Raw genomic sequence first — 14,893 nt, forward strand, 5'->3', positions numbered from 1 at the left:
GCGGGGCTTTTGCATGGGCCGTCCAGTGGACGGCAGAGGCTAGTTGACCTGGTTGATGATGGTTTCAGCAACCTCGCGCATGCTCAGGCGGCGGTCCATGGAAGTCTTCTGGATCCAGCGGAACGCCTCCGGCTCGGTGAGGCCCATCTTGGTGGTCAGCAGTGACTTGGCACGCTCCACCAGCTTGCGGGTGGCGAACTGCTCCTTGAGGTCGGTGACCTCGTTCTCCAGCGCCTTGATCTCTTCATGCCGCGACAGCGCGATTTCGATCGCCGGAATCAGGTCCGCAGGCGTGAACGGCTTCACCACGTACGCCATGGCGCCGGCTTCGCGGGCGCGCTCCACGAGTTCCTTCTGGCTGAAGGCGGTCAGGAGCACTACGGGAGCTATGCGGGCCTTCACGATCGCTTCAGCTGCGCTGATACCGTCCATAACGGGCATCTTCACGTCCATGAGCACCAGGTCGGGCTTCAGTTCGGTGGCCATCTGCACGGCTTTCTCGCCGTTGTCTGCTTCGCCGACAACCTCGTAGCCCTCACCGGTGAGGATCTCAACGATGTCCAGGCGGATCAGCGTCTCGTCCTCTGCAACGAGGACGCGCCGCGCGGGAGTGTTGGACGGTACGGACTCGGATGACTCAGACACAGATGCTCCTTGGAAAGACGACAGCGCTACCGGTGGCTGCCGGTAGTTCACGAAAACAGCCTATCTGCATGTAGAGTGGTTTCGCGCCCAACACGGGGAATCAATCCGTTTGATCAACGTCACAGGGCCTGCCCGAATGGCGGAATTGGCAGACGCGCTGCACTCAAAATGCAGTATCGAAAGGTGTGTGGGTTCGAGTCCCACTTCGGGCACCGACAGCACTCCAGGCAATGACCACGGCTACCAGCGACACGGCGGCGTAGCCAAGGCCGGAGTACCCGGCAGCGGTCAGCACGGGGCCGGCCAGCGCACCTCCCAGGGCTCCCGCGGCATTCATCCCGAGATCCGAAATCCCCTGGACTGCCGGGCGCTCCCGGGCAGTCACGGAGTCAGAGAGCAGGGCCGACGCCGAGACCACGGAAGCGGACCACCCCAGCCCCAGCAGGATCAGGCTGAGCGTCACCCCGGCCGTGGACTCCGAAGCGGTGCCCGCGAGGAGCAGTGCGCCCAGCAGCAGAAGCTGCCCCAGCAGGATGATGTTCCTGCGCCCGGCACGGTCGGAGAGCCAGCCGAAGACCGGGGAAAGCGCATACATTCCGGCAATGTGCAGGCTGATCGTGAACCCCACGACGCTGATGGCCGCACCATGGCTGCTCAGGTGCACCGGCGTCATTGACATCAGGGCAACCATCACCGCATGGCTCAGCGCAATCGCTGCCACAGCATAGAGCGCGCCCGGGTTGCTGCGCAGGACGGCCAGCCCGGAGCGCCCCGGAACGGGAGCTGCTCCTTCCGCCTGCTCGGCGGCTGCCCGAAACGCCTTCAGCGCCAGCAGCGGGTCCGGCCGAAGCCCGGCGAGGTACACCGCTGCCGCAGCCAGCTGGGCCGCGATTGAAAAGACGAAGGCTCCGGTCAGCGGCGGAAGGCCAAGAGCCGAACCCACTGCCTCACCCGGGCCGAACAGGTTTGGCCCCAGGACCGCACCAATGGTGGTGGACCACAGGACGATCGACAGGTCCCTGCCTCGGGTACCGGGCTGCGAGAGATCCGCCGCAGCGAAGCGGGCCTGGAGGCTGACGGCACTGCCCGCACCAAGCAGTGCCAGGCCCGCAAGCAGCAGCGGAAAGAACCCGGCAACTGCCGAGGTGACGGCGGTGACGGCGCCCGCTGCGGAGATCAGGGCGCCCGTGGACAGGGAGGCCCTGCGTCCGCGCGCCTGGGCCAGGCGGGCCAGCGGAACCGCTGCCGCAGCTGCACCCAGGGTGCTCATGGTCGCTGCCATTCCGGACCAGGCGGGGGAACCGGACAGGGCTGCGGCCAGCAGCGCACCGAGGGAAAGCGTGGCTCCCATGCCTATTCCGCCCAAGACCTGCCCCGCCACCAGGACGGCAAGTACGCGGCGCTGGGACGGAAGTGCAGGGGCCTGTGAACCCGTTGCCGGGGTGCTGGGCTGTTCGTGCATTCTTCCCCGTCCGTGCGTGATTGGTTCTGCTGGCAGGATATCCCGGTCCGCACCCAAAAGTTGGCCCTGACGTGCTGTTCTTCACATCCCAAACGGCCATTCTCCGGGGTTGCCCGGGCGTAGGGTGAAAATGTGGAGGGCACCTGGACCAGGGCCTCCACTGAGCCAAATGAAAAGGAGATGCCCCATGAAGGCATGGCAGTTCACCGGCACAAACAAGCCCCTGGAACTCAATGAAGTACCCGAACCCCACGCGGGCCCGGGACAGGTGGTCGTCGAAGTCAAGGCAGCAGGCGTCTGCCACTCCGATGTCACCGCCCTGGACGACCCGGGATGGATGCCCCTGTTCTTCGAACTCCCGCGCACGATGGGCCACGAGAATGCCGGTGTGATCACCGAGGTTGGCCCGGGCATGGAGCACTGGAAGGTCGGAGACCGTGTGGGCCTTGCCCCGGTCATGAGCGACGGCGATGCGCTGGGCTACGGCAAGTGGGACGGTGGATTCGCGCCCAAGCTGGTTGCCACCGATGACAACCTGGTGAAGCTCCCCGACGAAGTCCCGTTCGACCTCGCTGCCATGGCCACCGACGCAGGCCTCACCGCCTACCACGCGATCATGGCCGTGGGCGGCGCTAAGGCCGGCATGAAGGTTGGCGTCATTGGGCTTGGCGGGCTCGGCTACATCGGCGCCCGCGTGGCAGTACTCTCCGGCGCAGAGGTCTACGGCGCGGAAATCAACGCAGAGACGCGCAAGCTCGCCGATGAGATCGGCCTGGCCGGCGTTGCCGAGTCCATCACCGAGTTCAAGGACAAGGGGCTGGACCTGATCGTGGACTACGCCGGTTTCGGCACCACCACGTCACAGGCCATCGAAACCCTGGCCGAGTTCGGCACCCTGGTGCAGGTTGGGATGGGACGCCTGGAAGCCACCATCAACACCTACCCGATCATCATCAACCAGCTGAGCATCAAGGGCTCGAAGTCCGGCACCAAGGAAGACCTGGAAGCCCTGTATGAGCTGATGAAGTCCGGCAAGCTGAACCCGCCGATGAACATCATCGCGCACGCCGACATTCCGGAAGCGATCGACAAGCTGCGTGCAGGCGGCGTCATCGGGCGCTTCATCGCGCAGTACTAGGAACCGGCCTTCTCCGCCGGGTCCAGGGCCTGCAGCAGGCGCTTGACCGAGCTTCCGAGGTTCCATTCCCCGGCCAGCTCCCCAAGCCGGGACCGGGCATCCTCGCCAACAGGCTGAAGCCGGGCACCGGCGTCGTCCAATGACGGCACCTCGAGGCCGCGCACAATCCGCACGACGGTTGGCGCGGCCTCGAGGTATTCCCGGGCCCCGGACAACTTGGCCCGTATCGCCGAGGAGACACCGCCGTCGTCCTCCGCCGCCGCCCGGAGCAGCGAATCGAGCGTGCCGAACTCCGCGAGCAGGGAGGAGGCAGTCTTCTCCCCGATGCCGGAAACACCGGGCAGCCCGTCCGAGCTGTCACCCCGCAGGGTTGCGTAGTCCGCGTACTGCTCGGGCAGGACGCGGTATTTGGCGACGACGGCGGCGTCGTCCATGATCTTGAGGTTCTTCATGCCGCCCGCGGTGTAGAGGACCCGGACGCCCTGGGCGTCATTGATGACCTGGAACAGGTCCCGGTCCCCGGTGACCACGTCGACGGGGATGGAGGCCTGGGCCGCGTAGCTGCCAATCACGTCATCCGCCTCATGGTCCGGAACCCCGACGACGGCGATTCCGGCAAGCCGCAGAACCTCCCGGATCATCGGTATCTGCGCCTCGAGTGCCTCAGGAACTTCTTCAATGTCCGGGCCGTCCTGAACCACGCGGGCAACCCGGTGTTCCTTGTAGGACGGCAGCAGGTCCACCCGCCACTGGGGCCGCCAGTTCTCGTCCCAGCAGGCGATTAGGTGGGTGGGTTCGAACTCGGTGACCAGCCGGGCGATCATGTCCGCCAGACCGCGGACAGCATTTACCGGTGTGCCGTCCGGGCGGCGCAGCGAATCCGGCAGCCCGTAGAAGGCGCGGAAGTACAGGGAGGCCGTATCAAGGAGCATCAGGTGATCAGGCATACCGCAGATCCTGCCACGGATCGGCCCCGCATACCCGCGGCGGCGAGTCGCCCGCTGCCGGGGAGCGGGCTGTGCCAGCATATTGGCCATGGCCGGCACCCCAGGAACCACTCTCCCCAAACCAGTCCAGGCAGCCGAAGAGCGCAGCGCGCGCATAGCGGTGACAGTGTTTCCGCTGTTGATCCTCGCCGGGGGAGCGGTGGCCCTGGCCTTCCCGGATCCCTTTACGTCACTCGCCCCGCTGATCAATCCCGGGCTGATGCTGATCATGTTCGGCATGGGTCTGACCCTGACCCTGCCGGACTTTGCCCTGGTGGTCCGCCAGCCGCTGCCGGTGCTGCTGGGGGTGGTGGCGCAGTTCCTGGTCATGCCCCTGCTGGGGCTGGGCATCGCCTGGGCGCTGCAGCTTCCGCCGGAACTCGCAGCCGGCGTAATCCTCGTGGGTTGCGCCCCTGGTGGAACTGCGTCCAACGTCGTCACGTATCTGGCCCGTGGAAACGTTGCGCTCTCAGTCGCGATGACCTCGGTCTCCACCCTGCTGGCGCCGCTGTTCACGCCGCTGCTGGCTCTCTGGCTCGCCGGCCGGTACATGGCCGTCGACGCCGGTTCAATGGCACTCTCGATCGTCCAGATTGTCCTGGTGCCGGTGCTGCTGGGGCTGCTGATCCGCTACCTCATTCCGCGGATCGTGGACCGGATCCTTCCCGTGCTTCCCTGGGTATCCGTGGCCGCGATCACCTTCGTGGTCGTGGCCGTGGTCGCCGGAAGCGCAGCGGCCATCCTGACCGCTGGCTGGCTGATCCTGCTGGCCGTAATCCTGCACAACGGGCTGGGACTGGGAGTGGGCTACGGAGCCGCCCGCCTGTTCAAGCTGCCCGTGGCGTCCCGCCGCACCATGGGCGTTGAGGTGGGGATGCAGAACTCAGGGCTGGCAGCAGGACTGGCCCGGGAGTACTTCAGCCCGGAAGCTGCCCTGCCTGCCGCGGTGTTCTCGGTGTGGCACAACGTGTCCGGTGCCCTCGTGGCTGCCTACTGGCGCCGCCGTCCGGCGTCCTAGGCAGCTGCCCAAAAGCCCGCGACCGGCTACCGCGGGCGGCCCGGACCCCGCTAAGGTGAGCCCGTCCCGGCATTTCAACGAAAGCAGGCCCGTGTGGCTCCCAAGACCATCGTGATTACCGGCGCGTCCGACGGCGTCGGTGCGGCTGCCGCGCGCCGGCTCGCCGCGGACGGGCACCATGTTGTTCCGGTGGGACGGTCGCTCGAGAAAACCGCCGCAGTGGCAGAGGACATCGGCAGCGAGTACTTCACCGCCGACTTCGCCGACCTTGGCCAGGTCCGCAGCCTCGCCTCCGACCTCCTGCAGCGGTACCCGCGGATCGAAGTGCTGGCCAACAATGCCGGTGCCATCTTCGGCAAGGAACGGCAGGTCACGGCAGACGGACACGAAATGACGTTCCAGGTGAACTACCTGGCCCCGTTCCTTCTCACCCGGCTGCTGACCAACCGTCTGCTCGAATCAAAGGGAACGGTCATCAACACTTCCAGTGCCGCGAACCGGCTCTTCGCCAAACTGGACATCACAGACCTGGACGAGGAAAAGAACTACACCCCGCAGAAGGCCTACGGGAATTCAAAACTTGAGCAAATCCTCTTCACCGAGGAGTTCGACCGCCGCTACCGCGCTGCAGGGGCCACCTCCACCGCCTTTCATCCGGGCGTCATTGGTTCGAGTTTTTCCAGCGCGGAGGGTTCGGCCATGCGCTCGGTCTACCAGGGGATCATTGGCCGGCTGGTGCTCCAGAGCCCGGAGAAGGGAGCCCAGACCCTGGTGTTTTTGGCCGAGGGCACTCCGGGAGCCGATTACCCCACGGGAAGGTACTTCGTCCGGTCCAAGCCTGCCCGGACCAACAAGCTGGCCGGTGACCACGCGCTGGCCCTGGACCTGTGGAACCGCTCCGTGGCGATGCTCGAAGGCTAGCTCAGAGGAAGCCAACCGCATGATCACCAGTGCCGGAATCCTGCTTTACCGCCGTTCACCACCAGGAGCAGCGGGGGAAAGCCAGGGCGTTGAACTGTGGATCGCGCACATGGGCGGACCTTTCTGGGCCCGCCGTGATGAACACGCCTGGTCGATACCAAAGGGTGAATTCACGCCACCGGAGGATCCGCTCACGGCGGCCCTCCGCGAGTTCGGTGAAGAGATGGGCTGGCCGGCTCCCGATGCGGAGTACGAGCTGCTGGGGACGTTCCGGCAGTCTGCGGCGAAGGAGATCACGGTGTTTGCGGCTGCCGCGGACTTCCCCGCCCGGGACATCCACAGCAACACTTTCCCGCTCGAATGGCCGGCAAAGTCGGGCATCGTCCGGGAATTTCCCGAAGTCGACCGGGCCGGCTGGTTTAACGCCCGGGCAGCCCGGACAAAGCTGGTCAAAGGCCAGCTCCAGGTGCTGGACGCCCTGCTAGCCCGGCTGGGCTAGCGACTGCTTCCGGGGGCGCACAGTGATCTCATTGAGCCCGACGCCGGGCGGCTGCATAACGGCAAAAGCCACCACCGCCGCGACATCCTCCGCAGGGATGGAAACTTCGGCGTAGGACGCTTCAGTGCGTGCCCTGGTTGCCGGGTCGCAGCTGGTCGAGGAAGATCTCCGTGGCGGTGATGGCACCGAGAAGATTAACGTTCACCATTTCCCGGTAATCGGAGTCGAGCTCCGGTCCAAGCTAGGAGGCCAGCGCCTGAAGCCGGTCCATGCGCCTGGCCAGAAGCGCCACCTGGAACCCGTTCGCATGCAGGGCCCGTGCCGTTGCCGCCCCGATTCCGGACGAGGCGCCGGTGATGACCGCTACCTTTCCCGTTCCGTTTGATTCCGTCTCCATGGTGCGGTCCCTCCGGTCAGTCCTTCACGGATTCGTGCGTTCAACGCTAACGGGACGTCACCGGCCCCGGATAGAGGTGCCGGAAGCCCACGGCGTTCAGGACCGCTCGACAGTCACCGGGGTACCGAGGAACCGGCCGTAGTCGCAGGCCGCGCGCTCGACGGCGTTCCAGTCACGGCTGCTGATGGGGGAGAAGGGCAGAACAGTGACCTCCGTCGAGGTCCGGGTTGTTTTCCTGGACCAGACTCCGGCCACACGGCCGCGAAGCACCAGAGTGGGTTTGAAGACTCCGTTTTTCCCGGGCACGGTCAGCGGCGCGTGTTCGGAAGCCAACGCAGCGCTGCGATCCGTGTAACCCAGCAGGTACTCATCGAATCCCGGGAGCAGGACGGCGGTTTGAATCCGTGCCTCGTCCGCACCCTCAGGCGGCGGCATGAGCTGCCAGTGGGCGGCGCCGTCGTATTCAACTTCTTCCAGTTCGGCACCGCAGGCAGCAAGCCCGCGCCGGATGGCGGTGACCGGCAGTTTGGTCCACCAGGCCAGGTCGGCGGTGGTGGCGGGGGAGCGGCCCCTCAGGTAGCGCCGGACCACCTCGGCCAGCGCCGCATCGCCGTCGAGGCCGCGCCGCCTGGCCACCCAGTCGTCGAGGAGGACAAACTGCTGCTCGGCTCCGTCAAACGGACCCAGGACCGTGGTGCCGGAAATGGAGAGGTGCCACAGGAGGTGGTAGCCGCGCTGCCCGGACGTGGAGATTCCCGCGGATTCGAAGCGTGCCAGCAGCTCCTTCCGGCCGAGCGCGCGCCGTCCGGCCAGCGCTCCTTCGGCCACCTCCCGCGTCCGTTCCACGGTCCGCTCGTCGAGATCAAGCTCCGCGCGCCGTCGGGCAGCCGAGCGGAGCGTCCGCTCGGCGGTCAGCGAGAGGAGCCAGGGCACGTCCTCGGCGGCCAGTACATGCAGCGTGCCGCGGAACGGCCAGGTTCGGACCAGTGTGGCGTCGTTGAAGGCGGCCCGGACCTGGTCCTGGGTGGCGCCCGTGCGGACACCTATTGACCACAGGACCCCCGGCAGATCCTGGCCCTGCAGTGCGAAGAGCCGGCTGACGGCAGCTGCCGGGCCCCCGGGCAGTGCCTGCGTGCCAAGGCCGTGGCTGAAAGCCCGCCGCCGGAGCAGCTCAGCGCGCGCTATGGGTTCCATCCATCCTCCGCCGTTCCGGTGCCGGTGCACCGCAAGTCTAGGCCGGAGTGCCCGTTTCCGGAGCGGAAGCTGCAGGTGCGCCGCCGGGGCGGAGGTCTAGCAGCCGGGCCTCCACATGATCCAGGGCGAGCCGGACGGCCCCGGTGGCAACGAGCATTTCGCCCAGTTCCGAGACCGCTAGCCGGGGCGGGTCCGGAACGTACCTGGCGAGTTCGTCTGTCATGACAGGCAGCAGTGCTGTGGCAGATGCGGCGACGGCGCCGCCGATGACTATGAGGCGCGGATCGAAGAAGGTCGAAACCAAAGCCAGCACCCGCGCCATCCGCTTGCCGATTCGTTCAAGGATTTCTGCGGCAGTTTCGTCGCCGGCAGCTGCGGCCTCAAAGACGTAGCGCGCTGAAACGCGGTTGGTGTGGTTGCCCACCAGGCGGCGGATCATGCCGTCGTGTCCGGCATCCAGCGCCGCCGTGCCCCAAAGACGCGCAAGCTTGGCGATGCCGTCCTGGTTCCCCACGCCCTCTACCAGTTCAAGCCCGCCCATGGTTCCGGCGCGGCCCAGGGCGCCGTGGACCAGCCTGCCGGACTCGATGACTCCCGTGCCCAGGCGTTCACCGGCGAGGATCACGGCAAGGTTGTTTTCATCCACTCCGGTTCCCCGCCACCGTTCGGCCAGGGCAGCCAGCTTGGCGTCGTTTTCCACCAGCACCGGCCAGCCGAATTCTTCGCCGAATTCCTTGGTCAGGCCAAGATCGAACATGGGTGCCAGTTCCTGGCCCGGAGCAATGCTGCCGTCAGGGGTGACCTGGGCCGCGATTCCCAGGGCAACGCCCAGGACGCGGGATTCGGGCACACCGGCGTCGGCCAGCGATGCCTGCGCCGCCGCGATCACTGCGGAGCGGCGGTCAGCCGGGGTGCCGCCGTGGTGCGGGAAGCGTGACTCGGTGCCGCCCACCACGCTGCCGGCAAGGTCGGAGACCACAACACGGACGGTGGCCAGGCCGACGTCGAGCCCCAGGACGAATCCGGCGCTCTCGTTGAACTCGAAACGCCGCGCGGGCCTGCCCTTTTGTCCGCCAAGGCGGGGGGACTCTGCCTCCCGTGCCCAGCCGCGGGCAATCAGGTCATCACAGACGGCAATGACCGTGGCGCGGGTGAGGCCGGTGGCCTGGATGAGGTCCGTTCCCGTCGCCGAGGGGACGGCGCGCAGCACGTCCAGGACGGAGCGCAGGTTGGTGCGGCGCAGCAGCTGCGGAGTGCTAGCGGAAACATCCAAAGTTAGGGCCCCTTTGACGAGTGGCGGGAATAACAGCATAATTGTACTAGTTCATATATTTAGTCTCTAAATTTAGTCCCCAAGCCTTCAGGAGGCCCTTGTGAGTATTCGAGTCGGAATCAACGGTTTTGGCCGCATCGGGCGCAATTTCCTCCGCGCCGCACTGCAGAGCGAGAACGGTTTTTCGGTAGTCGCGGTCAACGATCTGGCCGATCCCGAACAGCTGGCACACCTGCTCAAGTACGACTCGGTCGCAGGGCGCCTCTCCGAAGACGTCCGCGTCGTCGACGGTGACCTCCGGGTGGGGAACCAGACCATCAAGGTCCTGGCTGAGCGCGATCCGGGCAGCCTGCCCTGGGGCGAGCTGGGCGTGGACATCGTCATCGAATCCACGGGCCTGTTCACCAAGGCCGCCGACGCCGAGAAGCACATTGCTGCCGGCGCCCGCAAGGTCCTGATCTCCGCTCCGGCGAAGGATGAGGACTTCACCGTCGTGATGGGTGTGAACGACGGTGACTACGACACCGAAAAGCACAACATCATCTCCAACGCTTCCTGCACCACCAACTGCCTGGCACCGATGGCGGACGTGCTCAACCGTGAATTCGGCATTGAGCAGGGTCTGATGACCACCATCCACGCCTACACCGCAGACCAGCGCCTGCAGGATTCCCCGCACAGCGACCTTCGCCGGGCCCGCGCCGCCGCCCTGAACGTGATTCCCACGTCCACCGGTGCAGCCAAGGCCATTGGCAAGGTCCTGCCGGACCTGAAGGGCAAGCTGGACGGCTACGCCATGCGCGTTCCGGTTCCCACCGGTTCCGCCACGGACCTGACGGTCACCGTCAGCCGCGAAACCACGGTCGAAGAAGTCAACGCGGCCTTCCGTGCCGCTGCCGCTTCTGACCGCTGGTCCGGCATCCTGACCTACACGGAGGACCCGATTGTGTCTTCGGACATCGTTGGCGATCCGGCCTCCTGCATCTTCGACTCCGGCCTGACCAAGGTCCAGGGCAACCAGGTGAAGATCGTGGGCTGGTACGACAACGAGTGGGGTTACTCCTCCCGTCTGGTGGACCTCACCGCGCTGGTGGCCTCCAAGCTCAGCTAGTTCCGTCCGGGGATCCCTTCTCCCCGCCGAAAGGGCAGAAACGGCTCGTTTGAACGCTGAAACGAGCCGTTTCTGCCCTTTCGTTTAAGGTGGGAGAACTTCCGCGCCCGGCCGCTGGAGAGCGCCAGGAGAATGAGCACATCCAGTGCGTAGGCCGGCCGCTCGCTTTGCAGGACCTGGTCCGGGTCCCCTGCAATGAACGTTGCCCCCTGAAGGATGATGGACACCGAGCTCAGGGCCATGGCCGTAATCCGCGCCCAGTTGGTTCCCCTCAGGACCAGCAGCGCCAGGGTGCCTTCGAAGGCCGAGAAGGCCAGCAGCACAATCCCGGCCGGCACGTACACGTCTGCTGCGGCGAACAGTTCGCGGTCATTCCCGGCAAGGTCTGCCACCCACGTCCGTTCGGCCGAGCCGGTAAAGAGCAGCCCGGCAACCGCGAGGGCGGCAGCCACGCGCAGCAGGATCAGCACCGCGCCAACAACGATCGGTGCCGGGCGCCCCGCGCGGTGCCGTCCCCGCCTGCCTCCAAGCTGGTCCTGATAAGCCCCGCGCACTGCGCCGGCGTCGAGGACGGGCAAATTTCCGTCCGTGCGGATGCTGTCGCCGCCGCCGTTGCGTGAGTGGTAGCCCGAGGAGAAGTCCCGGATGACTGTCAGGGACACTGCCTCGGATGCTCCCAGTACGGATTCAACAACGTGGTCGCGTTCATGGTCCACGTCCGGGCTGATCCGGTGGGTCACCTGCAGCGTGAAGTAGGAGAGTCCCACGGCCCGGTCGTAGGACGCTGCAGCCAGCCAGTCGACGGCGATCCCTCCCGGCAGCTTCCACCCGTCCGGACACTTCCAGAACCGGATATGGTGCCGCTTCCCGGGATTGCCGTCCACTTCCTGCTGGTAGGCGAAGTCCTGCTGGCGTTCGAAGAGGAACAGCGGAGAAACCGGAGCAGCATCGTAGCTGCGGCGGAGGAGGGTCGAGGTGACGATCTTCCAGCTGCTCTCAAGATCTACGGGGTCCGCCTGCGTCCAGCCAGCTGTCCGCATGAGGGCATGCAGCTGCCCGGCGCTCCCGTTGAACGCCAGGTTCACGGGGTCGCCGAACAATCCGTCGCTGGTCCGGGTGCGGCCCATGAAATAGTCGGGCACGTAAATGCTGGTGAGGATCCTGTGCAGCCGGGGCAGTACCAGATAGGCCAGGGCAGCCCAGAAGAACACCAGGAACCAGAGCCGCCTGAAGCTCAGGCTTTCGTCCAGGAGCAGGACGGCAAACCAGATGGCTGCCAGCCCGCCGAAGACGAAGAACCCCCAGTCGACGCCTGCCTCGACGGCGGCCCGGCGCGTCCGGGCCTGCCCGTCCTGGTCAGCCGCCAATCCCCACCAGGCCAACCATGAGCGGCAGCAGCGCGATGATCAGCGCCGCCCCAAGAATGTCGAATACCAGGCCGGTGCGGATCATGCGGATGATCGGGACGGCACCGGACCCGTACACAATCGCGTTCTGCGGTGTGGAGACCGGGAGCATAAAGCCGAAAGACGCTGCGAAGGTGGCAGCCAGGGCCGGAACAAACGGGTCCAGTCCCATGGCGGTGCACAGCGGTATGACAATGGGAACCACGACGGCGGCGGAGGCGGTATTGCTGGTGGTCTCCGAAATCAGGATCGCCAGGAGCGTGGAGAAGGCCGTGATCGCAACGATGCTGGTAATCCCCAAGCTGTCCGACGCGGCGTTGCCAATGGTCTCGGCGAGCCCGGTCTCTGCCAGCAGCGCGCCAAAAATGATTCCGGTGCCGAAGAGCAGGATGGTTCCCCAGTCGATCTTGGCAGCATCGGTCCATGTCAGGGTTGCTTTCCGTTCCTTCCAGTTGGTGGGAAGGATGAACAGGAGCGACGCCCCTAGTACCGCCACGATCCCTTCATCCAGGCGGTCGTCCAGGAACGCGTAGACTTCTGAATCCGTTCCGGCCACGAGCGATGCCACTGCCGGGGTCAGCCAGAGCACAACGGTTGTTCCGAACGCCACGAGCGTGTTGACCTCTGCCCGGCTCATCTTGCCGTGTTCGGCTTTCTGCTCGCGGATGTACTCCTCAACACCCTCGATCCGGCGGACCTCTGGACGGTTCAGCAGGAACATCACCAGTGCCAGGATGAGGAACATGCCCAGGCACAAGGGTGCGGCTGCAGCCATCCACTGCGCGAAGGAGATCCGCTCCCCGGTGGCTTCCTCGATTAAGCCGCGGCCAATCAGGTTCGGCGGCGAGCCAACCGGGGTCAGCAGTCCGCCAACGCTCGCCCCGTAGGCCAGCATCAGCATGAGTGCGGCCCCCACGCGCAGCCGCAGGGGATCAAAGTCGGGCTTCACCTCGCCGCGGTCCTGCATCAGCTTGGCGATGACCACCAGGATGCCCAGCGCCGTCGGCAGCAGCATCGCGACCGTGGCGGTGTTGGAAACAAAGGCCGAGAGCAGGCAGGTAATCGCGCCGAAGGCGATGATCACGCGGTAGGTGGAACGCCCGACGCCGGGGCAGCGACAGTACGGCGAACGCCAGACGCTGCGCCAGGCCGTGCTTGAGCATTGCCTGCGCCAGGATGAACGCGCCAATGAAAGTGAAGATGGTGGTGGATCCGAAGGGCGCCAGGACCGCAGTGGACGGCGCAACACCCAAAATGACGACGGCGGCAACTCCAATCAGCCCGCCGATCGGGATTGGCACGGGCTCGCAGATCCACAGAACGATGACGCCGAGCAGGATCGCGGCGAGCAGCTGCTGGGTGGAGTCCATGTCCGAGGGCCAGAGGGCGAAGATGATGGTGACCGCAGGGGCAAGGAAGAAACCGATGGTCTGCCTGGTCCGCTCAAACCGCTCCTCACGGGGAGAGAGTGTTTGTTCGCTGAGGGTTCGGAAGGTGCGTCCGCCGAGCAGCGCCGCTTCGACGTCGGTGCGGGCCGGCTGCCCGCCGCCCGTCCTCGAGGGGGAGAGATCCTGGGACATCCTTGCCTCCATTGGCCGGAGCGGGTGATGTCCAGCCAAAAATAGCCGGGTCCCCGTGCCTGCCGAAAGGGCAGCGGGCCGTATGTCCGTCGGGAAGCAAGGAACTTCCGCGCCGGGGCCCGGCGTCGGATAGGCTCCCCGGTCCAGGGGCTGGACGGCAGCGCCGGCGCAGCGACGAGGGGAGAGGGCAGATGGAACGCAGGCTTCGAATCGCAGTGATTCCCGGTGACGGGATTGGAGCAGAGGTTATCGGTGCCGGACAGCAGGTACTCGAGGCGTTGGCCGGTAGCTCCGGCGGATTCGGATTCGACTGGATCGAGTACCCCTGGGGGAGCGCCTACTATGCCGAGCACGGAGTGATGATGGATCCGAAGGGACTGGAGAAACTGCAGGACTGCGACGCTGTCTACTTTGGTGCCGTGGGCTGGGAGAACGTACCGGACCACACCAGCCTGTGGGGCCTGCGCCTGAATATCACCCAGAACTTCGACCAGTGGGCGAACATCCGGCCGGTAAGGTTCCTGGCGGGCATCGAGTCTCCGCTGCGCAGGGATACTTCGGCGCTGGACTGGATTGTGGTGCGGGAAAACTCGGAAGGGGAGTACGCCGGTCTGGGCGGCCGCAACCTTTCAGGCCGGGGCCCGGGCAGCGAGGTGGCAGTCCAGACAGCCCTGTTCACCGAAGCCGGGTGCGAGCGGATCATCCGGTTTGCGTTTGAGCTGGCACTGACCCGTCAGGTTCGGAAAGTGTCCTCCGTAACCAAGTCCAACGCCCAGCAGTACGGCATGGTGCTGTGGGACGAAGTGTTCCGCCGAGTCGCAGCGGACTACCCGGACGTCGAAACCGAGAGTGTGCTGGTGGATGCGATGAGTGCCCGGTTTGTCCTGGCCCCGCAGAGCCTCTCCGTGGTGGTGGCCTCGAACCTGTTCGCGGACATTCTCTCTGACCTGGGATCTGCGCTGGCGGGCAGCCTGGGCCTTGCCGCCAGCGCCAACCTGAACCCGGAGCGGCGGTTCCCGTCAATGTTCGAGCCGGTCCACGGCTCCGCTCCGGACATTGCCGGACGAGGGATCAGTAATCCCGTCGGAGCTATTGCCAGCGCCGCCCTGATGCTGGACCACCTGGGTCTTCCCGGTGAGGCCCGCAGGCTGGAGGCGGCGATCGGGTCCGTAGCGGCGTCGGGCCCCAAGACCCGCGACGTCGGGGGCGCAGCCGGAACACAGGAGGTCACGGACGCCGTGATTGCCGCCCTGGCTCAGTGAG

Annotated in this window: 14 protein-coding genes, 1 tRNA gene and 1 pseudogene; 7 read left to right on the top strand and 9 right to left on the bottom strand. The window is 66.0% G+C overall.

Annotated elements, in window-relative coordinates; translation table 11 throughout:
- Positions 1-39 precede the first annotated feature (39 nt).
- Positions 40-645 (bottom strand): ANTAR domain-containing response regulator, encoded by a 606-nt coding sequence (locus tag ABFX29_RS00260; RefSeq protein WP_091605257.1) that lies wholly within the window; start codon positions 643-645, stop codon positions 40-42.
- Between the two features lie 130 nt (positions 646-775).
- On the opposite strand from ABFX29_RS00260, the gene ABFX29_RS00265 reads away from it, so the two are divergent.
- Positions 776-857 (top strand) — tRNA-Leu (locus tag ABFX29_RS00265).
- On the opposite strand, the gene ABFX29_RS00270 is transcribed toward ABFX29_RS00265, so the two are convergent.
- Positions 809-2,107 (bottom strand): MFS transporter, encoded by a 1,299-nt coding sequence (locus ABFX29_RS00270; protein WP_152228417.1) that lies wholly within the window; start codon positions 2,105-2,107, stop codon positions 809-811. The genes ABFX29_RS00265 and ABFX29_RS00270 overlap by 49 nt on opposite strands.
- A gap of 187 nt (positions 2,108-2,294) precedes the next feature.
- Here ABFX29_RS00270 and ABFX29_RS00275 point away from each other — a divergent pair, with 187 nt between their 5' ends.
- On the top strand, positions 2,295-3,245 hold the full coding sequence (locus tag ABFX29_RS00275) for a zinc-binding dehydrogenase (RefSeq protein ID WP_152228260.1): 951 nt from the start codon (positions 2,295-2,297) through the stop codon (positions 3,243-3,245).
- On the opposite strand, the gene ABFX29_RS00280 is transcribed toward ABFX29_RS00275, so the two are convergent.
- A complete protein-coding gene (locus tag ABFX29_RS00280) occupies positions 3,242-4,192 on the bottom strand; it encodes a 5'-3' exonuclease (protein ID WP_152228259.1) in 951 nt (316 codons plus the stop codon). The genes ABFX29_RS00275 and ABFX29_RS00280 overlap by 4 nt on opposite strands.
- Before the next feature lie 88 nt (positions 4,193-4,280).
- Here ABFX29_RS00280 and ABFX29_RS00285 point away from each other — a divergent pair, with 88 nt between their 5' ends.
- The 3 genes from ABFX29_RS00285 to ABFX29_RS00295 all read left to right on the top strand — a co-directional run bounded on the left by ABFX29_RS00285 (position 4,281) and on the right by ABFX29_RS00295 (position 6,669).
- Positions 4,281-5,249 carry a bile acid:sodium symporter family protein gene (locus tag ABFX29_RS00285; protein WP_152228257.1) on the top strand — a complete coding sequence of 323 codons (969 nt, stop codon included), beginning with the start codon at positions 4,281-4,283 and terminating at the stop codon, positions 5,247-5,249.
- Positions 5,250-5,342: 93 nt separating this feature from the next.
- Complete coding sequence (locus ABFX29_RS00290) at positions 5,343-6,170, top strand: SDR family NAD(P)-dependent oxidoreductase (RefSeq protein WP_152228255.1); 828 nt, start codon at positions 5,343-5,345, stop codon at positions 6,168-6,170.
- A 19-nt stretch (positions 6,171-6,189) separates the two neighbouring features.
- Positions 6,190-6,669, top strand: coding sequence for an NUDIX hydrolase (locus ABFX29_RS00295; RefSeq protein ID WP_152228253.1), 480 nt, complete (start codon positions 6,190-6,192; stop codon positions 6,667-6,669).
- 241 nt (positions 6,670-6,910) lie between these two features.
- Here ABFX29_RS00295 and ABFX29_RS00300 read toward each other — a convergent pair whose 3' ends face one another.
- From ABFX29_RS00300 to ABFX29_RS00310, 3 genes are all read right to left on the bottom strand, one after another.
- Positions 6,911-7,066, bottom strand: coding sequence for an SDR family NAD(P)-dependent oxidoreductase (locus tag ABFX29_RS00300; protein WP_152228251.1), 156 nt, complete (start codon positions 7,064-7,066; stop codon positions 6,911-6,913).
- Positions 7,067-7,162: 96 nt separating this feature from the next.
- Positions 7,163-8,260: a winged helix DNA-binding domain-containing protein gene (locus tag ABFX29_RS00305; RefSeq protein ID WP_152228249.1), complete on the bottom strand. Its 1,098-nt coding sequence runs from the start codon at positions 8,258-8,260 to the stop codon at positions 7,163-7,165.
- Positions 8,261-8,297: 37 nt separating this feature from the next.
- Positions 8,298-9,533 (bottom strand): ROK family protein, encoded by a 1,236-nt coding sequence (locus ABFX29_RS00310; protein WP_246167501.1) that lies wholly within the window; start codon positions 9,531-9,533, stop codon positions 8,298-8,300.
- A 100-nt stretch (positions 9,534-9,633) separates the two neighbouring features.
- Between ABFX29_RS00310 and gap the strand changes: the two genes are divergently transcribed.
- Positions 9,634-10,644, top strand: a complete 1,011-nt coding sequence (gap, locus tag ABFX29_RS00315) for a type I glyceraldehyde-3-phosphate dehydrogenase (protein ID WP_152228244.1) — start codon at positions 9,634-9,636, stop codon at positions 10,642-10,644.
- Here gap and ABFX29_RS00320 read toward each other — a convergent pair.
- The 3 genes and pseudogenes from ABFX29_RS00320 to ABFX29_RS00330 all read right to left on the bottom strand — a co-directional run.
- The gene (locus ABFX29_RS00320; RefSeq protein WP_152228241.1) at positions 10,641-12,011 is read right to left on the bottom strand and encodes an LssY C-terminal domain-containing protein; all 1,371 of its coding nucleotides are present in this window, start codon (positions 12,009-12,011) and stop codon (positions 10,641-10,643) included. The two genes, gap and ABFX29_RS00320, sit on opposite strands and share 4 nt — an antisense overlap.
- Positions 12,001-13,134, bottom strand: a complete 1,134-nt coding sequence (locus tag ABFX29_RS00325) for an SLC13 family permease (RefSeq protein WP_275124680.1) — start codon at positions 13,132-13,134, stop codon at positions 12,001-12,003. Before ABFX29_RS00325 ends, ABFX29_RS00320 begins: the two co-directional genes overlap by 11 nt.
- 79 nt (positions 13,135-13,213) lie before the next feature.
- A pseudogene (locus ABFX29_RS00330) lies at positions 13,214-13,642 on the bottom strand (anion permease); the annotation flags it as partial.
- A 179-nt stretch (positions 13,643-13,821) separates the two neighbouring features.
- Between ABFX29_RS00330 and ABFX29_RS00335 the strand changes: the two are divergent.
- Positions 13,822-14,892 (top strand): tartrate dehydrogenase, encoded by a 1,071-nt coding sequence (locus tag ABFX29_RS00335; RefSeq protein ID WP_152228240.1) that lies wholly within the window; start codon positions 13,822-13,824, stop codon positions 14,890-14,892.
- The last annotated feature ends 1 nt before the right edge of the window (position 14,893 follow it).

The organism is Arthrobacter gandavensis (assembly GCF_039528575.1).
GTDB lineage: Bacteria > Actinomycetota > Actinomycetes > Actinomycetales > Micrococcaceae > Arthrobacter_B > Arthrobacter_B citreus_B.

Coding starts and splice junctions, on each gene's coding strand:
- ABFX29_RS00270 (WP_152228417.1), bottom strand. CDS start 2,107: ATGCACGAACAGCCCAGCACCCCGGCAACGGGTTCACAGGCCCCTGCA.
- ABFX29_RS00275 (WP_152228260.1), top strand. CDS start 2,295: ATGAAGGCATGGCAGTTCACCGGCACAAACAAGCCCCTGGAACTCAAT.
- ABFX29_RS00280 (WP_152228259.1), bottom strand. CDS start 4,192: ATGCCTGATCACCTGATGCTCCTTGATACGGCCTCCCTGTACTTCCGC.
- ABFX29_RS00285 (WP_152228257.1), top strand. CDS start 4,281: ATGGCCGGCACCCCAGGAACCACTCTCCCCAAACCAGTCCAGGCAGCC.
- ABFX29_RS00295 (WP_152228253.1), top strand. CDS start 6,190: ATGATCACCAGTGCCGGAATCCTGCTTTACCGCCGTTCACCACCAGGA.
- ABFX29_RS00300 (WP_152228251.1), bottom strand. CDS start 7,066: ATGGAGACGGAATCAAACGGAACGGGAAAGGTAGCGGTCATCACCGGC.
- ABFX29_RS00305 (WP_152228249.1), bottom strand. CDS start 8,260: ATGGAACCCATAGCGCGCGCTGAGCTGCTCCGGCGGCGGGCTTTCAGC.
- ABFX29_RS00335 (WP_152228240.1), top strand. CDS start 13,822: ATGGAACGCAGGCTTCGAATCGCAGTGATTCCCGGTGACGGGATTGGA.